This is a genomic window from Sphingobacterium sp. ML3W (assembly GCF_000747525.1).
In the GTDB taxonomy this organism is placed as follows: domain Bacteria; phylum Bacteroidota; class Bacteroidia; order Sphingobacteriales; family Sphingobacteriaceae; genus Sphingobacterium.
This window is the reverse complement of the sequence record NZ_CP009278.1, coordinates 2,783,647-2,801,351: the sequence shown is the minus strand read 5'-3', so window position 1 is coordinate 2,801,351 and position 17,705 is coordinate 2,783,647. Positions and strand designations below refer to the sequence as shown.

At 33.9% G+C, this 17,705-nt stretch carries 21 protein-coding genes; 14 read left to right on the top strand and 7 right to left on the bottom strand.

Going from position 1 to position 17,705, the window contains the following annotated elements; all coding sequences use genetic code 11:
* Positions 1-91 precede the first annotated feature (91 nt).
* The 6 genes from KO02_RS11935 to KO02_RS23790 form a co-directional block, all read right to left on the bottom strand.
* Positions 92-295, bottom strand: coding sequence for a hypothetical protein (locus KO02_RS11935; protein WP_038698594.1), 204 nt, complete (start codon positions 293-295; stop codon positions 92-94).
* A 176-nt stretch (positions 296-471) separates the two neighbouring features.
* Positions 472-831, bottom strand: coding sequence for a hypothetical protein (locus KO02_RS11930; RefSeq protein WP_038698592.1), 360 nt, complete (start codon positions 829-831; stop codon positions 472-474).
* 422 nt (positions 832-1,253) lie between these two features.
* Entirely contained in the window at positions 1,254-2,054 is an 801-nt protein-coding gene (locus KO02_RS11925) for a hypothetical protein (protein ID WP_038698590.1), read from the bottom strand.
* Positions 2,055-2,137: 83 nt separating this feature from the next.
* Positions 2,138-2,353 carry a hypothetical protein gene (locus KO02_RS11920; RefSeq protein WP_038698588.1) on the bottom strand — a complete coding sequence of 72 codons (216 nt, stop codon included), beginning with the start codon at positions 2,351-2,353 and terminating at the stop codon, positions 2,138-2,140.
* A 180-nt stretch (positions 2,354-2,533) separates the two neighbouring features.
* The gene (locus KO02_RS11915) at positions 2,534-2,758 is read right to left on the bottom strand and encodes a hypothetical protein (RefSeq protein WP_038698586.1); all 225 of its coding nucleotides are present in this window, start codon (positions 2,756-2,758) and stop codon (positions 2,534-2,536) included.
* 2 nt (positions 2,759-2,760) lie between these two features.
* Complete coding sequence (locus KO02_RS23790; protein WP_158500286.1) at positions 2,761-2,910, bottom strand: hypothetical protein; 150 nt, start codon at positions 2,908-2,910, stop codon at positions 2,761-2,763.
* A gap of 1,660 nt (positions 2,911-4,570) precedes the next feature.
* Here KO02_RS23790 and KO02_RS24375 point away from each other — a divergent pair.
* Positions 4,571-4,654: a DUF2158 domain-containing protein gene (locus KO02_RS24375; RefSeq protein ID WP_081918371.1), complete on the top strand. Its 84-nt coding sequence runs from the start codon at positions 4,571-4,573 to the stop codon at positions 4,652-4,654.
* A 951-nt stretch (positions 4,655-5,605) separates the two neighbouring features.
* Here KO02_RS24375 and KO02_RS11910 read toward each other — a convergent pair.
* A complete protein-coding gene (locus KO02_RS11910) occupies positions 5,606-6,037 on the bottom strand; it encodes a hypothetical protein (protein ID WP_038698584.1) in 432 nt (143 codons plus the stop codon).
* A gap of 69 nt (positions 6,038-6,106) precedes the next feature.
* Between KO02_RS11910 and KO02_RS11905 the strand changes: the two genes are divergently transcribed.
* From KO02_RS11905 to KO02_RS11840, 13 genes are all read left to right on the top strand, one after another.
* Positions 6,107-6,835, top strand: coding sequence for a hypothetical protein (locus tag KO02_RS11905; RefSeq protein WP_038698582.1), 729 nt, complete (start codon positions 6,107-6,109; stop codon positions 6,833-6,835).
* A 415-nt stretch (positions 6,836-7,250) separates the two neighbouring features.
* A complete protein-coding gene (locus KO02_RS11895; RefSeq protein ID WP_038698579.1) occupies positions 7,251-7,685 on the top strand; it encodes a hypothetical protein in 435 nt (144 codons plus the stop codon).
* Position 7,686: 1 nt separating this feature from the next.
* Complete coding sequence (locus KO02_RS11890) at positions 7,687-8,298, top strand: hypothetical protein (protein ID WP_038698577.1); 612 nt, start codon at positions 7,687-7,689, stop codon at positions 8,296-8,298.
* Positions 8,299-8,300: 2 nt separating this feature from the next.
* Positions 8,301-8,645 (top strand): hypothetical protein, encoded by a 345-nt coding sequence (locus KO02_RS11885; RefSeq protein ID WP_038698575.1) that lies wholly within the window; start codon positions 8,301-8,303, stop codon positions 8,643-8,645.
* Between the two features lie 2 nt (positions 8,646-8,647).
* Positions 8,648-9,634, top strand: a complete 987-nt coding sequence (locus KO02_RS11880) for a hypothetical protein (protein ID WP_038698573.1) — start codon at positions 8,648-8,650, stop codon at positions 9,632-9,634.
* Positions 9,635-9,638: 4 nt separating this feature from the next.
* Entirely contained in the window at positions 9,639-10,622 is a 984-nt protein-coding gene (locus KO02_RS11875) for a 3'-5' exoribonuclease (protein WP_051959894.1), read from the top strand.
* A 33-nt stretch (positions 10,623-10,655) separates the two neighbouring features.
* The gene (locus KO02_RS11870; RefSeq protein ID WP_038698571.1) at positions 10,656-10,976 is read left to right on the top strand and encodes a hypothetical protein; all 321 of its coding nucleotides are present in this window, start codon (positions 10,656-10,658) and stop codon (positions 10,974-10,976) included.
* Between the two features lie 11 nt (positions 10,977-10,987).
* Positions 10,988-11,236: a DUF2829 domain-containing protein gene (locus KO02_RS11865; protein ID WP_038698570.1), complete on the top strand. Its 249-nt coding sequence runs from the start codon at positions 10,988-10,990 to the stop codon at positions 11,234-11,236.
* A gap of 1 nt (position 11,237) precedes the next feature.
* Positions 11,238-11,822 (top strand): hypothetical protein, encoded by a 585-nt coding sequence (locus tag KO02_RS11860; RefSeq protein ID WP_038698568.1) that lies wholly within the window; start codon positions 11,238-11,240, stop codon positions 11,820-11,822.
* Between the two features lie 4 nt (positions 11,823-11,826).
* The gene (locus KO02_RS11855; protein ID WP_038698565.1) at positions 11,827-12,027 is read left to right on the top strand and encodes a crAss001_48 related protein; all 201 of its coding nucleotides are present in this window, start codon (positions 11,827-11,829) and stop codon (positions 12,025-12,027) included.
* 9 nt (positions 12,028-12,036) lie between these two features.
* A complete protein-coding gene (locus KO02_RS11850) occupies positions 12,037-13,029 on the top strand; it encodes a hypothetical protein (RefSeq protein WP_038698563.1) in 993 nt (330 codons plus the stop codon).
* Between the two features lie 88 nt (positions 13,030-13,117).
* Positions 13,118-15,229: a hypothetical protein gene (locus KO02_RS11845; RefSeq protein WP_038698561.1), complete on the top strand. Its 2,112-nt coding sequence runs from the start codon at positions 13,118-13,120 to the stop codon at positions 15,227-15,229.
* Between the two features lie 11 nt (positions 15,230-15,240).
* Positions 15,241-17,637 carry a hypothetical protein gene (locus KO02_RS11840; protein WP_038698559.1) on the top strand — a complete coding sequence of 799 codons (2,397 nt, stop codon included), beginning with the start codon at positions 15,241-15,243 and terminating at the stop codon, positions 17,635-17,637.
* Positions 17,638-17,705 lie beyond the last annotated feature (68 nt).

Genomic DNA, 17,705 nt, shown 5'->3' with positions numbered 1-17,705 from the left:
AAAATAAATGTAGCAAATACGCAAAATGAGCATATGACCACTAATACACTTACTGTAATAAGTCGTTTTTGATTTTCAGTATAGAAATCCTTCATGATTTTAGTTTGTTTAAAAGGTCACTAACTCGTATTAACTGCGCTTTACCATTATCAGCATAAAATTTTGTCAATGGATCCCTTGCGATTTTTGCCTCTGTTTCCATCTCCAGATATTCAAATTCTTTTTGACCGATGTAGCCTACAAGTAGGGAGCGAAGCAATTTTGCTTCATGTTGTTCTAAGGTGATTGTTGTCATAATATTTAATTGTTGATTTGTATTTTAGTGGTGGTTTGAATGAAAAAAGGCACTAACTTTCGCTAGTGCCTTACAACAAACAAACATTAATTATGAACCCTCTGCTTTTATGCTGACTTGGGACAGCCTTTGGTAGCATTAAAAAAGCCTAGAAATAGGCTTGTTATTTCTAAATTTTATTTAATTAGATTAAGATCGTAGGGGAGTGCATCAAGCGACCATTCAAACGTATAACCTAGCGGTAAAAGCTCTTTTTCATATGCTTCACAGTCCGTATACGTTAAACCGTTATTCACTTCTATTTCAGCCCATTTATCAATTATCTCCTTAATGTTTTCGGGAAGGTGTTCAATGTATTCGAACATGTCTAAATATTCGTAATAATCAGGGTTGAAATCAAAACGAGACATTGAATGATCATGGAGATAAGTTTCTAATGTTTCTCCACCCTCATTTTGTAATACATAGAAATTTGCTTTTTCTTCGGTCAATTCTAACCGATATTTAAAACCATTATTGTGTAATACTATCTGCATTTTAGTTGATTGTTAGAGTTTTGCAATAATTGATTACTTCAATATCTGTGTCTAGAACTGTCATTCCTGAAAGGAATAAACTTTCTATCATCAGTCTAGTTGGGGTTATGTGCTTATAACCACGTGCTTTAACTCGGTTTGCGAGCATTTCCAGCCGTTCTATTTTTGTTAGTTTTGGAATTATTGATTTCATAATGTTTTGTTTTGTTACTCCCGATTATTATCGGGGCGCTTTGAGCTTAAAACCTATTTTAAGTCGCTCAAACGACTGCTGTTTTAAAAGTGTTGATCTGTGTCGGACGTTGTAACTGTGCCAATTGGCGGAGTCTTAAACGTATAAGGCGATCAATCGTGACCGCCTTACATATTCTTTTGTTTTCTCTCATTAGATTAGTATAACTAAACCTTGTTATTAATTTTTTTTAGCTTTTATTCTTTCTGACAATAAGCATTAATTCATAGCTCGATAACGTTCTTTCTTCTACAATTTGCAGCTCTTTGAATTTCTTAAGTTTATCAATTTGTTTTTGCTTCATTGGTTGAACCCAGTAGCACGGATTGAAGTACATTGTTTTTTCAAAGATCAAACCCGTTTCGCTTTCTATTTTTTTAATTAATTGATCACTCACAGCATCTTCATTTATAAAGATGCTTGGCAGATGTTCGAAATATTCTATACCGTTTCCGTTTACTTTTGCAACTTTCTCGCTTTGCTCTTTAAGTTTTTGTTTTCTTAATTTTTCAATTTGGGGAATGCCAGACAGATCTGCGTTTTGTTTAGGCTTCCAAACCCTAACTTCAATATTAGCTATAATTGAGCAATTTGCTTGTAACCATCCTGCATGTGCAAACCAAATATTTAAAGCGTCTGTTTCTTCTGTAAGCTCCATTTCATCAATACGAATACCGCTGTCAAGCCCACCACTAAAGGATAGATAACCGCTTTTTGTTAAAGAGTATGAGCCACCTCCGCATGTCTGTACGCTATCATCCCAAATATGACAGAAATATACTTTTTGTCCATCGGGGAGATGTAAGCAATCCCCTAAACTTGGTTCATTTTCGGTGTGTCTTTTTTGGTAATTGTTAGAATACTCTAGCAGTAAAGAAAAATCTTTTTCGACTTTCTGCATATTTACCGGTGCATTATAAAACGCAATATAATTTTGATTAGTTGCGTTCAATTCTGCCAATTTCTCGACTGTATTTGTTAATGTTTTCATGATGTTTATATTTGTTACCTGCAAGGCTCAAAACCTTGCAACGCTTTACGCTTAAAACCTTTTTAAAGTGGCGCAATCCACTATCAAACTATACCCTTTAAGAATATATATAATTCCATTATCTGCTCTTGATCTAGCTTTAATGAACAGCCTTTATAACAACTCAATTGTAAATCGCTTTTGCTTTTATCATATTCAAAAACTAAAGGACTTGATCGATTTGAATCCTTATTCGGATGAACTTCAAACCATTGACTTTTTTCGTCACTAGTTGATTTTACTTTGACTTCGTTATTCATTATCCTGATATTTTAAAGTAAAGCTTTAGCAATGTTTCAGCAGTATGTATTTTAGTTCCTCGTATCGCACTGTATTCACCATTATTAGTTATCGCTACCTTGTAGCCTTTGTGTTCAATAACCGCTTTATAATCTCTCATAGATTTAATAAAAAAGGCGATCGTTAAATCGCCTTACTGTTTACAAAATTGTTGCCTTATCCCTCGGTATTATTTTTACTACATCTTCATCCGTAGCATGTAGAATTAAACCCAAATCTTCGTGCCAACCAGAAACGTAATATTCATCCTTGCGGTGTTGTATTTGTTGTCCTGGTCCAACAAACCAATTTAGGTTATAGACTCGACCACGGTATTTGATATAACTACCTCGCTTATTCGAGTAATAAACATTGATCCATTGCATAACTAATTCAATAATTTGATATTGTGCTTTGAACTGAATTCTTTTAGTTGCACTTCATTTTCAAAATGAATGAACTTCTTACCTTGCGGTAAATTGAAATTGATAGGGCAAAGAATTGTTTTACCCCAAATGATTTGAATGATTGCTTTCATAATGTTGTTGTTTGAATATTTTCGTTGTCTTCTGTGTTATTCGGGGCTTAGAACCCTCTAAAGATTAGTATAACTAAACCAGTAGGCCACATTGCAACATTAATATCTCACTGCCTTAATTAGTCGCCCTTCGTTTCCTCATTGGCTTGGTGCTTCTTACGTGCAGATATTAATCGATATGTCAAAGAATAACCAAATCGTTATCCTGATTTGCTGAAACAAAGGTAATACATAAGATTACATATTTGCAAATATTATTTTAATATTATTAGTAAGTTATTGAAAATCAAGTATAAAAAAGTTTACCAAAATGAAACTAATGATTAATGAAATGATTGAAATAATCAGAATCATTTAATTTTACCTGATCCTTTATCTTCAATTGGCTAAATTGAGTTGTGTAGAAATTATCAACATGCTGCTTGCCCAAAGGTGTGAGCCTATAGCCTACAATTGTACGGGATCTATTAAAACATTTGATCACTTTCCGTGAGGTAGCAATGTGACCAATTGAAATGTAATAATCTAAATATTTCTTAACGCTGGAGGTATTAATGTTTGATGCCCTACAAATATGCGTAGAGCTAGAAGATGCTGGATAAATTCCGTGCAGAAATAGACAGGATTTAAACCCTCTTGAAGCTCTTCCGAGAACAGCAGACTCTAGTATTATTCCTTTGTCAACCAATAAAATGAATTTAGATAGACTTTGCAATGCAAAATACGGGTTATTGCTTGTGTTATCTCTTATTGTCTCGTGCTTCGTGCTTTTTGAGTAATTTTGGATAATTTTTGTTAATACTGACAATTGTGTCAAATTAGTTCAAATCAACCAATACAGTACTAATAATTAGATATGTGGGTGCAATTATGGGTGCGTGTTTTTTCGCTTATTATAAAAGTGTTTGATTACTGCAAATTAAGTAAGAAAAATGAACAGGGTTCAAGTCCCATGATGACCTGAAGTTGAAATATTCATATTAGTTCATCTCGATAAGTTGCTGAATGATTGATTACTATGTAATCAGGTTGCCATATCCGATGAATTCTCCAGAATCGGACCCACCCCTTCGGCAGAGATCGGTTTCGGAACGAAAACGAGGCCCCCCCATTTATATCTAATAACACCGCCATGTCACTTGCACGATAAAATTTAAAATCCTGAGATAAAGAAACTTGATTAAACAATTAGCCCTAAATGCTTAAGGCTACTAACTGGAGCAACATGATTGATTACAATCTGTACACCTATCTCCGGGAACAAAGTTGGTTAAAAGTTTACTACATAGCAACTGTGTTGTCTATTTTCGTATTATATAGTTTCATTTATGTAAACTACAAAAGGCTGTTCTGTCATAAAGCACCAAACATTTAAAATTTAACTATAATAAGGCGATTTAAGGATGTGTATATACCAATGTGGTACATAGTTTCACTTGATAAATTTTCATACTCTTAAAACTCCTTATTTTAAGTTTTAAATTTAATAGATCTAATCAGATTTAGATTTTTAAGCCAGAAACAGATCTTTAGAGAAATAAAAAGTGTCAGGTATGGTCGTAAGTGCCTATTCATGTGAATAATGGCTTGTATCTCTTTATTTAAGTTTGTATATTTCAAGTTCAATGAAATACATCATTGAATAAAAATTTAATATTTTATGAAATTTAAAATTGGGGATGTAGTGGTCTTAAAAAGTGGTGGACCAGCTATGACAGTAAATTCAGATAGAACACAAGTTTAAGGTTTTCCAAAAGTTGGTTGTGTTTGGTTTGATAGCAGCTTTGTAAAGCAATCAGATATTTTTTCGGAAGATGCTTTGCAATTAGAATCGGAAGATTAATAAATAAAATAAAGGCCCTATTCTCGTAGGGCTTTTTTGTTAAAGACAATTTCCAAAAAATTGAAACTTCAAAAAATCATCTTTTTTTTGCTTTGTTTTTTTTCTTAGTAAACTATGTATAATAGACTATATAGTTTAAACTATATAGTCTAATAATATTTGGGCGCATGGTCTGAATAAAATTTCAAAGTTACAATAGGTATAAAAATATTGCTAAAAAAATATACACTATAAATATTTGTAAATCAAGTTGTAATGTGGTGTTTTGTTGAAAATTAACAAATACCATAAGTAATTGATAATGAGTGATAAAAAGTTAAAATATATTATTAATCAGTTCATAAATCAATAGTATTTGTTCTGATGTTGTTCTATGTTATGTTTTTTAATTGTTGTAATTATCTGTAATTCAGTTTATTACTTGTTGTTTTGTTTGTTCTGCTGGTGTTCTGTATTAAGTAATTCTTTATTTAGCAAAAGAAGAGTGATATATGTTTCATTGTTATAGGTTTTTGTTTACGTATTATATGTAAATATTAATTCAATAAGTAATTTGATGCTGAAATCATATGCTTTTAAATGTATTAGAATGAACTTTAAGGATAGGTAAGTTAAAATTAAAAATGTTCTGCATTTGTTCTGATGCTGTACTGTTATATAATTCATTTTAACTTTAATTAGTTGTAAATCAGTGTTTTTATGTGTATTCTTAAGATGTTTTTTTGTACTGATACTGTTCTGTCAGTGTTCTGCATTAAGTGTTAGTATAGATTAAAAATTATATTTTAACTGATGGTTAGTTCTAAGCATAAAAAAAGTGATTGAAATCAACCACTTTAAATTCATTGAATTTTATACAGAGATAGGTTTTTCAGTGAGGTAGTGTCCCCAATTTTTGATTATTCCTCGCTTTTTCTTTATGTCCTCATATACCGGCTTATCTACCAAAATGAGTTTTATATCTGGATGATATTTGGCCATTCGTTTGATTTTTGTTGCGGACTTCTTATCCATGTATCCTTTGACTTCGTAGTACGTAAATTCTCCATTGTTCTCGAGTACCCTGAAGTCTGGTAAATAATTGTTGGTACCTCGTTTAATATTTTCAAACCAAAAAGTATCAGGTTCGTATTCCCAGTCCTGGATTGCTTTGTGTTGTAACAAGAAGTTGAGATAATGACAAAAATTTATTTCATAAAGAGATTTAAGATAAATGTGCTTCTTTCCATTAAAAACGTATCCCTTGATAGTGACACGAGTAGTTTTTAAAAATTTCTGTTGCATAAGATTAGTATAACTAAACAAAAATAGGTACTTTTGGATTAGTACAGCTAAACTATTAAACTTTAGTTCATGAAAACAACAACTATACAACTAAAAAACAACTACGTATTAATCAAACCTCAAGGTAGCTATGATAAAGTAACTGTCGGTGGTATCGATTTAAAAGTAGGCTATAACCATGAGACAAGAGGCAGACATGTTTCGATCATAGGTAAGGTCATTAAACTTCCGGAATCATTAATTTTTTTAGGAAATCTTCTAAAAGAAACATCAAATCAAGATGAACGTAAAAGTATTGTTGCGAGTTCATTACAATGGGATACACAGAATGTATTGCGTGTTGGTGATGATGTTTTATACGATTACATGTTGAATAATACCTGCGAAACTGAGGCTAGGGTAGTAGAAATAGAAGGGATTGGGGATTGCTATCTAATTTCCTATGATTCTATTTTCGGTTATTCTCGTGATGGTGATAAGTATGTACCTATCAATGGTTATGTATTTTTTAAACGCGATGAAGCTAAAGGACGCGTAGCAAAAGGAGATTTAGAAATCATATATAAGACTGGCGACTATCATGAGGATTACGGAACGGTTATCGCGGCTGATGAACCAGTTTCAGCTTATCTATTTACGAACTATAATGATCATGGTTTAAAATTACATGAAAGCGATCGTATTCTCGTTAAAAAAGGTCATGGTTTCAGAATTGCATATGATATTCATGCTTCGGAGGAATTGAAGGAAATTGAGGTTGTGCGTCGTCCCAATATTATTGCAGTTTGTAACTCATAGCTTATGAGGACTCAAGAAAATGTTACAGTTTATCATTGCGATTTCTGTAAAAAGAAGTTGTTTCGTAAACATGCGATGTTAAAGCATGAGGAAGGTTGTGAACAGAATCCTAAAAACAAAATTGCATGTTTTTCAGGATGTAGACACTTGGAGCATATCGAAATTGAATTTGATGTCTTTTCCCATCATGCCTATGAAGATGGGGAACCAATATTGCATAGTAGAAAATCAAGCTGCTTTAAATGCATGACAAAAAATACTCTTATGTACACTTTTGCAGCTGAAAAACGAGATCTTCCTAGCAAATACCTTGAAGATTTCGAGAACCAGGAGCCAATGCCGAAAATCAAGTGTAATCTTCACGAATATCACAAGTCAAATTTTATGGAAGAATTTTTTACTTAAATTTTTGAATATGAAAAGAATAGATTTTCTAAAAGGATCAGCACTTCTTAGTGGTGTCCTTTTATTAGGTAAAAATAAAGTGTCAAAAGCTCATGAATTTAAATCTGATTTCAAATTTGATGAGTTGTTTGAAGTTCACAAAGGAAATGATTGTCTAATATACCCTAAAAAGGATTCTCCAATTTATAGCAAGCTAAAGGACATTGTTGCTTCTCGTTTAGATCTTACAAAGTCCCATGTTTATGTGCCTGAACATAAGTTATGTTTAGAGATTAAGGAAAGTTACACATATTCTGATTTCAAGCATTTTGAGTTTTTTCTGACGTGTATCTACTTAAAAGATACAATTTTCTCCAGCGAGTGGGGAAGTGGTGAAGTTTTTTTCAGATTTATAAAAGATTCTGAAGATAAAATGCACTTCGAGTATTTTCAGGGAGGAAAATAATATGGATTTTTCGAAACAAAGATACAATGTTGAACAGGCATTTAAGTCTGGTAAAACGATGATGGAGGTTTACCCAGAGTTGGGTAATTATGAGGAATTCAGCAAGTCAGAACAGGATCCTATTTTGATGATCATGATTTTGATGGTCGATGAGGATAGCCCATTTGTTAAAGCTTATCGTGATAATGTGGAGATGAGATTGCAGAAGATTTATCAGTATCTAGGATTGGAAACTTATGATTCAATGTTCATTGAAATTAATGAGGGCCATAATTTCGTTTTTAACAATATGGTTTTCAAGTGGTTTATGTTATCTGATAGTTTGGCTTATGAGACTTGGTATTCAATGCAAATTAATTATCATATCAATAATCTTTTCCTTCGTAGGCCACTGGATTTTGATAATAATCCAGAGAAGAATATGGATACCCGGGCAAAAATCAGAAAGGAACTTCCAGCCAGTCATAAGGAATTGGTTGAATTTGAGCGTGTCGTTTTTCCTGACACTTTTTCGAGAAAGATAGTCAAGGAGCAAGTTGCTAAAAATTACACACCTCCAGAGCAGTTTGCTCAAAAAAAGGAGGATGAATTTGGAAATGTTAGAGTGATATAATTATGAGCTGGAATATTCATCACACAATAATCGTAACAGACTGGGACAGTCGTGATATTGAAAAAGCTAGAGCACTAGCACTCGAATATATTGATGAAATATTGGTGACGCCAATTTTCTATGGCTATGTTAATCCTCAATATACTTTTTTTATTGTTCCAGATGGCAGCAAAGAGGGATGGTTGGACTCTGACATAATGGATACTAATAGAGCATTATTCCTTAATAAGATGAAAGAATCAGATTTATGTTGCGATTATGTTGAACTACAGTTTGGTGGAGATTTTGGTTCTGAACTAACTCAAATTTTGAGACATGGAGATTCTGACTTAAATAAAATAGATTAATCATGGACGGAAAACCAATTGATGTAGCAAAACTAAATCTATTCATGTATGGGAAAATGGATCCTGATTATGTAGATAGTAGTTCTTCTGATTTATGGGATATTGCAAAACCTAAAATTGATTATGGTCACAATAAGGGAATTGGGGGACTACTGTTGACTTCAACGATCGATGAAGAAGGTAGTATGAGCTTAAATGAGAATATCTGGCGGGGAGAATATTTACCCTCAGCGGAAGATGGTTATCGATTTTTTATACCTGCAGTATATGAGAATCAATTAGATGCTTTAGAAAAGCTAGAGATTTATGAAAAGGAATATTTGCCTTTGCTAGTAAATCATATTACAGAAAAACATTTAGCATGGGAACTCTGGATTAAAAAAGCAATTTGGATGTATCCTGAAGCTTTAATTTCATTTGAAGATTATTTAAATTGTAAAGATAACAAACAAAAAAATATGAAAGAAGTTAAATTAAAATGGCAAACAAGAGACGAAATGGAGAATACTACGAATCCATTTCAACAGTTAAAAGAAACTTTATGTTCGACCTCTAGAGATTGTTCTAAGGATAAAATGATTGCATTCCTGTATGCTATTATTTGTGGATGGGATGATGAGTCCTATAAGGACCTAAAAGTGCAGCATGATTGGAGTGATTCTGTTGTGTTAAGATTAAAAGATCTTCATAATAAATTCGAAATAGGTTGGAATTTGATGTATGATCATTTAAATACAGAGAATTTGCCTTCGGGAGATAAAGTTGAAAAATCTATCTGGGATAGATTCAAAGAACTAAATGAGGCTGATGGAGAGAATGGAACTCACAATTTAGCATTATCAAATGCATTTGTTTCTGGAAATAAGGTAAAACAAGGTGCTCATATTACTATGGGAGCGGAGTTTTCATCTCTTGTGGAAATTATGGAAGATAAGGTTAGACCAATTCTATTACTTATTAATTGGGAAGAATTCGAAAAAACAAAATAGCTATATGAAATACTTTTACGATACAGAGTTCCTTGAGGGGAAACAAACACTTTATTCCTGGGGTGGATTAACTGTTGATCTGTGGTTAAGATTTATCGGATGTTGTCTTGGTGTGACGGCAATAGCATTTGCTTGGATTATTGGTATTGATTTTAATTTAGCTGGTTTAGCATGGTTGGGTTTAGTTTTTGGCGCAATATTCTTCTGGAGTCTTTCCATGCCATCAAGTCCTGAAACTATTGATTTGATTTCGATCGGTATTGTTGCAGATGATGGAAGAGAATATTATGCTGTTTCGAAGGAATTTAATCTAAAAGAAGCTTGGAATAGATGTGAATTAAAAGACAGGTCGATTAAAATAGATGGTATTGTTGAATCTATCGAAAAAGTAAAGATGTATTGGATACGTGAAAATGTATTACTGCCTTTATGGAGAAATTTGTTTATCAATACAGAAGAAGAATGGTATGCCTATGCGAATGATCAGGCTTGGGTTGATTTTAAAGAATCTGTGGAACGAGGAGAAAGTGATACGTTTTTCACTTATAAATCATTAAAGCGGCTGATCAATAAATACGGTGTGGGTCGGGCACAAATTGCTGAAGATATTAAGTCTTTTTGTAATCCAGTGTCTGATATAGAGGATAATAAAATAGAATTATATGGTTATTATTCAGCGTATGATCATGTTGTATTTTGCTGGTTATTCGGTAAGATGATTGATTTACCAGAAGGATTTCCAATGTTTACAATTGATTTAAAGCAGATGATGGAAAGTCATTTTGAGTTTAATCAAATGGTTCTTGATTATATTGATGCTGACCGAAAACTAGATGGGACTTATACATCAAAGTATGATATCGAAACTATCTTTTCTGATTCTGCAGCTTTGAAAAAAATGCAAGAATTTCCACAACAAAATAATGAACATTTGGCTATTTCAGATGCACGCTGGAATAGAGATTTATACTATTTTTTAAACCAATAGATTAGTACAACTAATCTATTTTAATATTTATATATGAATTTTTCAGAAGCAATTGCTGCCCTAGATGAGGGCGAGATCGTAAGAAACCGTTTTTGGCCTGTTAATAAGGTTGGGGTTTTTAAACAAATACCTGCAGTAATTCCTGCTGGTGTAGTTCCGAAAATGACTTCTTTATCTGATCAGGTGAAAGATTATTTTCAAAAGTCGTTCGAGGATGCGACAGCTCAAATTAACGAGATTTCCTATACTGATCAAATTGCAATAATTGGTCCGAGTAATTCAATTACTGGATATCAGTTTTCAACTGCTGATATTTTGTCGGGTAGTTTCGAAGTTGTAAAATACAAATCTTAAAATTGATAGTTATGAATTTTGAAGAAGCATTAAGCCTTTTAAAAAAAGGTGAAAAACTACAAAGATTGGGATGGAATGGGAAAGGTATTTTCATTGAAATGCAAGTTCCAAATATGCACAGTAAAATGTCTCATCCATATCTATTCATTGATACTACAGGGTTAATATCAGACAATTTAGATGCAAGACGAAACCTAGTTCCATGGGCACCATCTCAGACAGATATTCTAGCAGAAGATTGGCAAATACTGGCACCTTAATATGAAGGATTACTATTACGTTTCAGAAGGAATTATTAAACAATTCCCTGAGTTCGAAAAGTCTAAAGCATTTGATGGACCTTTTGAAATAAAATGCTATATCGCTGTCATTCCTAACTTTGACGTTGTTGAAAAGTTTTATAATGCTCAGAAGGATCCAGGCGGATTATTCGCTTTTCAGTGTATCGACTCTAATTTGACGTTAACTTACGAAACAGAGGATTATGACGAAGAGGATAACGAATTCGTAGTTACAGCTGAGTTCACTATCGATACATGTAAAGCGTGGGGCATGATTGAAGCTATGGAACAATGTTTAGGTATCTCAAAGGAAAGAAATATGGCTTATGCTATTTATAAGCTTGCCGAGAAAAACAATGTGTCACCTATCGAATTGATTGATCTTATTTATCCCTTCAAAGTGACGACGCAAGAAATGGCGGAGAAGCTTAAAGGCAAAAAGCTGAATGCTCAGGAAAAAATGATCGTTGAAGTGTTTGGAAGTAATAAAAAATACTACATATCACTAGATAATAGAGGTCATATTAGCGCTCATTTAAAAGAAGAATTTAGAAGTAAAAAATAAAATCATGGGTGAAACATTTTTAGATCGATTGAAAATCGAACGTTCGGAATTGAACGAAAAAACTACTGGTCTTGGTAATTTTCTTGTATCAGAATCATTTGAAAAATTAAGTACCGGCAATAAGGCTTTATTGCGCAAACAATATGAATTAATGTTTGCTTATCGAGAGGTTCTGGATGTCCGGTTAGAATTATTAACGAAATAAATCTAGGTTATGCAAAAATCAGAAAAATTAAAATCAATTCGCATATTGATCGCGATGTGTGTTGGTTCATTGGCCGTACTTCCAGGAAGTAGAGAAATGGCATTAGCCAAGACAAAATTGGAGGAAGGTTCAATGGAGATTGGACTAGCACTGAAATTTTTGGGTGAAACTCCATATCCTTATGCATTGGGCGCTGATAAAACGACTACATACATTGATCCGAGTGCCGATACTTCAGATAAAGTATTTGCGGATATGCAAGAAGGGCAGCATATTTTCAATATTAAACTTCTCCGTGAAAAGATTGGTTTGGTCGAAAATGGTCTTAATCCTTCACTGTATGGTACTTTAAATCCTCATGTTTTCCTATGGATGCAAGAAGCTTTAAAATCAGCGACAATGGCTCGTTGTTGGCTGGGTAAAGAATTAGGTAGACTTCGAGATGCAGAATTAGAGGTTGCAGTAACTGGAGTATCTGTTGGAGAAAATATCAAAGTGGAAGCAAATCCAGAAACTAGTTTTTTGTCCTGGGATCAGGCTGAAAATCTACTGAATATTGGTCAGTGTGTTAAGGTCCCAGAATGGAAGGGATTTTGGTTTAAGTCATTGACTAAAGATCATATTTTTGTGTTGACGCAGGATGGTGATATCTTGGATACACCTAATGATTCTTATAAAGATCGTCAGGATTGGATTGTAGCTATTCCTACGGAAGAGCAGCATGTTTTACTGGGTGAATTTTTTGAAAAACATCAATCAAATTCAGAACTAATTGAATTGGTGAAAAATAGTTCTGGTTCAGGAGTCTTGTTTGTTGATGATTCTACTAATCAGGATAATGTTGGTAAATTAGAAGATAATTCCGAAATTAGTTCTGTAGAGGTTGAAGTACCTTTAAAAGATAGTGTCGTTGATATCAATAAAGCATCAGAAGTAAAAGCAGATGTTTTAGATGATATTAAAACCACTAAAACTTCGAATAAAAAGTCTTCGAAGTCATAATTTGACAATTTTTATAATTGTAATAGTTTAGTATTATTTGTTGTTTTCATGGCGTATATGGCATTGGTGGTTCTTTCCATTGCGCTAAGTGAAGAAGAAAAAGAAACTATATGAATTAAATTATTCATCACCTTCGAGTTATATCAAGGTGAGTGAATTGGATATTCCATTACCTGCAATGCCCCCATTGGAGTTAATGGATAATTATGGTCTGCCTGAGGAAGAACAGAAATTTAGGCGTACCGAAATACCGAATTCCTTAAAGAGGAAAAAAAAGCATCTTTCAGAAGAAGAAAAGAAATTTATTGAAGATGAATATCATAAGCGACATCATGGCGTTTGGGTATTGATCAAGAATAAACCAATATATATAACTGGTCCATATTACCATTTTCTCAATTACTGGTGGACCAAAAATGGTGTTCATCCCGAATTTCGTTATGAACAAGCGCTCCTATATCAATTGTGGGATTTTATTGTTCGGGATATAAATTGTTATGGACTGTTTCTTATTAAACCCCGTCGTGTTGGTGGCACCGAATTTACATTACACTTAGAATATGAATATGCGACACGTGTACAAAACGTGAAGTGCGGTATGCAATCTAAGAATGATAATTCGGCGGAAACAAACTTTAAGCGTTTAACAAAAGCGCATAAACGGATGATCTGGTTTATGAAACCAATTCATAAAGGTTCGGATGATCCAAATGAAGCTTTGGATTTTAAATATCCGATGACTGTTCAAACAGCAAAAAAACTTCGCGATTTAGCTGAAAATGGTGAGGAGGAAGAGTCTATTTATGAACACGAAGAACTTGGTAGTGTTATCGATTATGGACCATCTGTAGCAGTTCACTATGATGGTGAGGAATTGAATCGTTATATCTTGAATGAGTTTGGGAAACTGGAGAAAATGTCTGCTGTTGATTGCTGGGATAAAGTAAAGCCATGTCTACACTATGATAACGGTATTACCATTGTAGGTAAAGCAATGTTTGAAAGTACCATCGAGGAAATCAATGATGAACAGATTGATGAAATGACTGATCTGTGGGAGGACTCAGATCCTACAAAACGTGATGGGAATGGTCGAACAACTTCTGGATTGTACCGTGTATTTATTGACGCTATTTCTTCTACGAATCATGATGCATGGGGATTTCCTCAAGAAGAACAGAATCTAAAATTCTTAAATGACCAGGAGAAAGAATTAGAACGAAAAGGTAAGATTAAGGAATTAGGAAAGTTACGTCGTAAAACTCCCCGTTGTGTAGAAGATGCTTTAACGCCATCAGGTAATCAGTCCTCATTTAATAAAGAGAATTTGTCTGATATCTACAATCGATTGACTTTTCAAGAAGATATTAATGATCCTTTAACAGTCAGAGGTAATTTCAAATGGACTGGAGGAGTGTTCGATTCTAAAGTTTATTTTGAAGTAGATCCTGAAGGTAAGTTTTATGTTCGCGAACTTTTAAAAGATGGGGACGATAACAAATACATTATTTATGCAGGAGAAAAATATCCAGCAAATGTAGAGCGATTCCGTGGAGGTGTGGATCCTTATGACCATGAAGATGTTGCTGATAAAACTCGGGCTTCAAAAGGTGCTGGAGTCATCATGAAAATGTACAGTGAGTTGGAAGATGGAGCCAAGCTAGAAGATTCAGAAGGTATTTCTATTCCTCTGGATGGTGCTTGGGATTGGACTAGTAAATGTCCAGTTGCAATTTATTGTAATAGAGAAGATGATCCTAATGTATTTTTTGAAGATATGTTAATGATGCATATCTACTACGGTACCCAAATGCTACCTGAAAATAATAAGACTGCAATAAAAAAATATTTCAAAGATCGTGGATATGCACAATACATCATGCTTAGACCTCAGGAGACAATTGCTGATCAATCTAAAGCTAAACAAACTGGTGGTATTGCCGCAACGACGGATACCATCGATCAATATTTCACATTGATAACGCATTATGTGATGAATTATTGGAACGGTATGAAGTTCATTGACCTTGTTAAAGATTTACAGGCCATGAACCGCAAGAATCGAGGGAAGCATGATTTAGGTGTAGCATTCGGTTGGGCATTAATTGCCTGTGACAATAAACAATTAAGAACATTACCTAGAGGACATATGGAAGGACAAGAAGGTCCGAAATGGTTTGATTATCACGAAGTAGCCTAAATAATTAGAATATGAAATTTAAACTGGAAAAAGAACTAAAAGGAGCGAAAACTTTGCATTTTCCTTCAGATAATTTGAGTGAAGAATTGAAAAACAAGCCAGAATATTTTAGGCAATGTGCTTCAACCATATTACACAAATACGTTAATAATAAATGTTGGTTACCTTATAGTGATGTCATTGATAATTATAGTGTGGCCACATTGCGCGCATATGCTGCAGGTAAAAATAGTCCTGACAAATATAAAGATGGTATTATTGGACAAAAAAATAGAAATACTGGGAAAAGACCAAAAACTACAGTAAATATATCTTGGGATCCTATGAAAATATTGGCTCAAAAGCTAGATGTAGTACTTGGGTATTTTATGAAAATGAAATGGGATGTTGATACTAGTGCTGTAGATTATCAATCTAATGTAAGTAAGCAAGCAATATTGGCGACGATGAAACTATCTACTTCAGACCGATATAAGCTGATGAAAGAAGAGTTAAATCAAATGATGGGTTCGCCAATTGCATCTGACCCTGAGATGCCAGCTGGAGCTATACAAGGTTCACCTATTGCATTTCGTAGTGAGAAGGAAGTAGATATGTTTGCGTCGATGGGAGGTGTATTTCTAGAGCAAGAAGCAGCAATTGCCAATCTATTAGATAAATCTAAAGAGATAAGTGGTTGGGAAGGTATTTCTGCTAAACATACTAAAGATTTGGTAACCCTTGGAGTTGCAATGGCCCGGGTGAAAACAAATAAAGAAGCGACATTGGTAGAATCGGAGTATGTGGATCCAGAAATGGCAATTATTCCAAATTCCAAATATGAAGATTATCGCGATATGACTTGGGCAGGAGAAATTCAATCTCTCTCAATTGCCCAGTTAAGAGAAACTACTCAGTTGAGTGATCAGGAATTGCTGGAAATAGGGAAGAAATATGCTTCATCAGATGGATCTATGCCTAGTGGTTTTTATCATCAAGCACAACAATTTTTTAGAAACGAGGGGTTTGATCAAAATATGATGAATCAAATCACAGTAGATGTTGTCGATTGTAGATGGGTGGGAACTGCTGAGGAATCTTATAGTTCCGTTAATCGTACTAGTGGAGAGGGGTTTCGTTTTAATAAGATCCGGGGGAATTTTAAATTAAGTGGACGTGATATACGTGATGGGAAGGAGAAGAAAACCTATAGCCGACAGGTCATTTATAAATGTAAATTGATTGTTGGGACCAATTATATCTTTGATTATGGTATTGATGAATTTTTGAGCTATAAAAAAGATTTGAATGGCGGTATGCGTGTAGTATTTCCATATCGTGTACAAAGAACTGAAACATCAAGTATAGTAGAACGTTGTATTTCATTTGTGGATGATGCGAATCTTTCATTAATGAAATTACGTGTGGCAAAGAAAGCTATGCCGACTCCTCCTGGATTTATTATCAAAAAAGCACCATTGGAGAATGTTGTTATCAATGGAGTGAGTTATTCGCCACAGATGTTGTTGAAAATGTTGCAAGATGATGGAATTTTGATTGTTGATGATCAAACTCCTTGGGGAGGACAAAATACAAGTTCTCGTGCCATTGAACCAATACCGACAGATGTTATTAAGCAGTTGATGGAATGGCGTGCTGATATTGAATGGAATATTAGTATGATTTCTATTGTAACGGGAATTAATGAAGTGTTTTCTGCACAGTCACCAAGTGCTGAAACTGGACTAGGTGTGTCGCGTATGGCGATAGAAGCGACTTCAAATGCTTTATATCCCGTGACATTTGCCAAAATGCAATTGGAAGAAGGAATGATAGGCTGTCAGAAAAATAAATGGCAAGTAGTTTCTAAATTTATATCTGATAAGGACCGTGAACGATTGGCTATAAACCGAGCTTTACAATATATTAAGATTTCTACCAATCTAGATTCCTATGATTTTGATATCAGATTAGAAATTGCTCCAAATGAAGATGATAAATTAGCTTTGCTACAAGATATAGCTCGTATGCGTGATCTGCGGAGACAGGCTGGTAGTGGAGGTATTTTGCCATCAGATTATTTCTTAATATGGTCAATGATTAAGGCTGGTAAGGTTAAACAAGCACAATTAATTTTAGCTCAAATTGAAGAAATACGTGCGGATGAAGATAAGCGTGAACGAGCTCAATCAGTACAAGAAAATCAGCAATCACAGATGATGTCTAATCAGCAAACAGCAGAAAACCAATCGCAACTCCAAGAACAGGAGCATCAATTAGGATTACAATCTCAGATTGAGATCGAACGTGCTAAGTCTATGTTTAAGATAGAGGAAAATAGAGCTAAATCTGAGGAAGAAAGAAAAACCGCAGCAGTTCAAAATATCTGGGGATGGAGTTCTGACAATTACTCTCGCAAAAATAAATAAGGATAATTTTATTGCATAAAAAAAGGGACTATTCGTAAGATTAGTCCCTTTTTTTGATTTTACCAATA

Excerpts from the sequence above, each read along its gene's own strand:
- KO02_RS11840 (WP_038698559.1), top strand. The coding sequence starts at position 15,241 with ATGAAATTTAAACTGGAAAAAGAACTAAAAGGAGCGAAAACTTTGCAT.
- KO02_RS11885 (WP_038698575.1), top strand. The coding sequence starts at position 8,301 with ATGAGCTGGAATATTCATCACACAATAATCGTAACAGACTGGGACAGT.
- KO02_RS11920 (WP_038698588.1), bottom strand. The coding sequence starts at position 2,353 with ATGAATAACGAAGTCAAAGTAAAATCAACTAGTGACGAAAAAAGTCAA.
- KO02_RS11860 (WP_038698568.1), top strand. The coding sequence starts at position 11,238 with ATGAAGGATTACTATTACGTTTCAGAAGGAATTATTAAACAATTCCCT.
- KO02_RS11925 (WP_038698590.1), bottom strand. The coding sequence starts at position 2,054 with ATGAAAACATTAACAAATACAGTCGAGAAATTGGCAGAATTGAACGCA.
- KO02_RS11905 (WP_038698582.1), top strand. The coding sequence starts at position 6,107 with ATGAAAACAACAACTATACAACTAAAAAACAACTACGTATTAATCAAA.
- KO02_RS11915 (WP_038698586.1), bottom strand. The coding sequence starts at position 2,758 with ATGCAATGGATCAATGTTTATTACTCGAATAAGCGAGGTAGTTATATC.
- KO02_RS11875 (WP_051959894.1), top strand. The coding sequence starts at position 9,639 with ATGAAATACTTTTACGATACAGAGTTCCTTGAGGGGAAACAAACACTT.
- KO02_RS23790 (WP_158500286.1), bottom strand. The coding sequence starts at position 2,910 with ATGAAAGCAATCATTCAAATCATTTGGGGTAAAACAATTCTTTGCCCT.
- KO02_RS11890 (WP_038698577.1), top strand. The coding sequence starts at position 7,687 with ATGGATTTTTCGAAACAAAGATACAATGTTGAACAGGCATTTAAGTCT.
- KO02_RS11855 (WP_038698565.1), top strand. The coding sequence starts at position 11,827 with ATGGGTGAAACATTTTTAGATCGATTGAAAATCGAACGTTCGGAATTG.
- KO02_RS11895 (WP_038698579.1), top strand. The coding sequence starts at position 7,251 with ATGAAAAGAATAGATTTTCTAAAAGGATCAGCACTTCTTAGTGGTGTC.
- KO02_RS11865 (WP_038698570.1), top strand. The coding sequence starts at position 10,988 with ATGAATTTTGAAGAAGCATTAAGCCTTTTAAAAAAAGGTGAAAAACTA.
- KO02_RS11880 (WP_038698573.1), top strand. The coding sequence starts at position 8,648 with ATGGACGGAAAACCAATTGATGTAGCAAAACTAAATCTATTCATGTAT.
- KO02_RS11935 (WP_038698594.1), bottom strand. The coding sequence starts at position 295 with ATGACAACAATCACCTTAGAACAACATGAAGCAAAATTGCTTCGCTCC.
- KO02_RS11850 (WP_038698563.1), top strand. The coding sequence starts at position 12,037 with ATGCAAAAATCAGAAAAATTAAAATCAATTCGCATATTGATCGCGATG.
- KO02_RS11910 (WP_038698584.1), bottom strand. The coding sequence starts at position 6,037 with ATGCAACAGAAATTTTTAAAAACTACTCGTGTCACTATCAAGGGATAC.
- KO02_RS11870 (WP_038698571.1), top strand. The coding sequence starts at position 10,656 with ATGAATTTTTCAGAAGCAATTGCTGCCCTAGATGAGGGCGAGATCGTA.
- KO02_RS24375 (WP_081918371.1), top strand. The coding sequence starts at position 4,571 with ATGAAATTTAAAATTGGGGATGTAGTGGTCTTAAAAAGTGGTGGACCA.
- KO02_RS11930 (WP_038698592.1), bottom strand. The coding sequence starts at position 831 with ATGCAGATAGTATTACACAATAATGGTTTTAAATATCGGTTAGAATTG.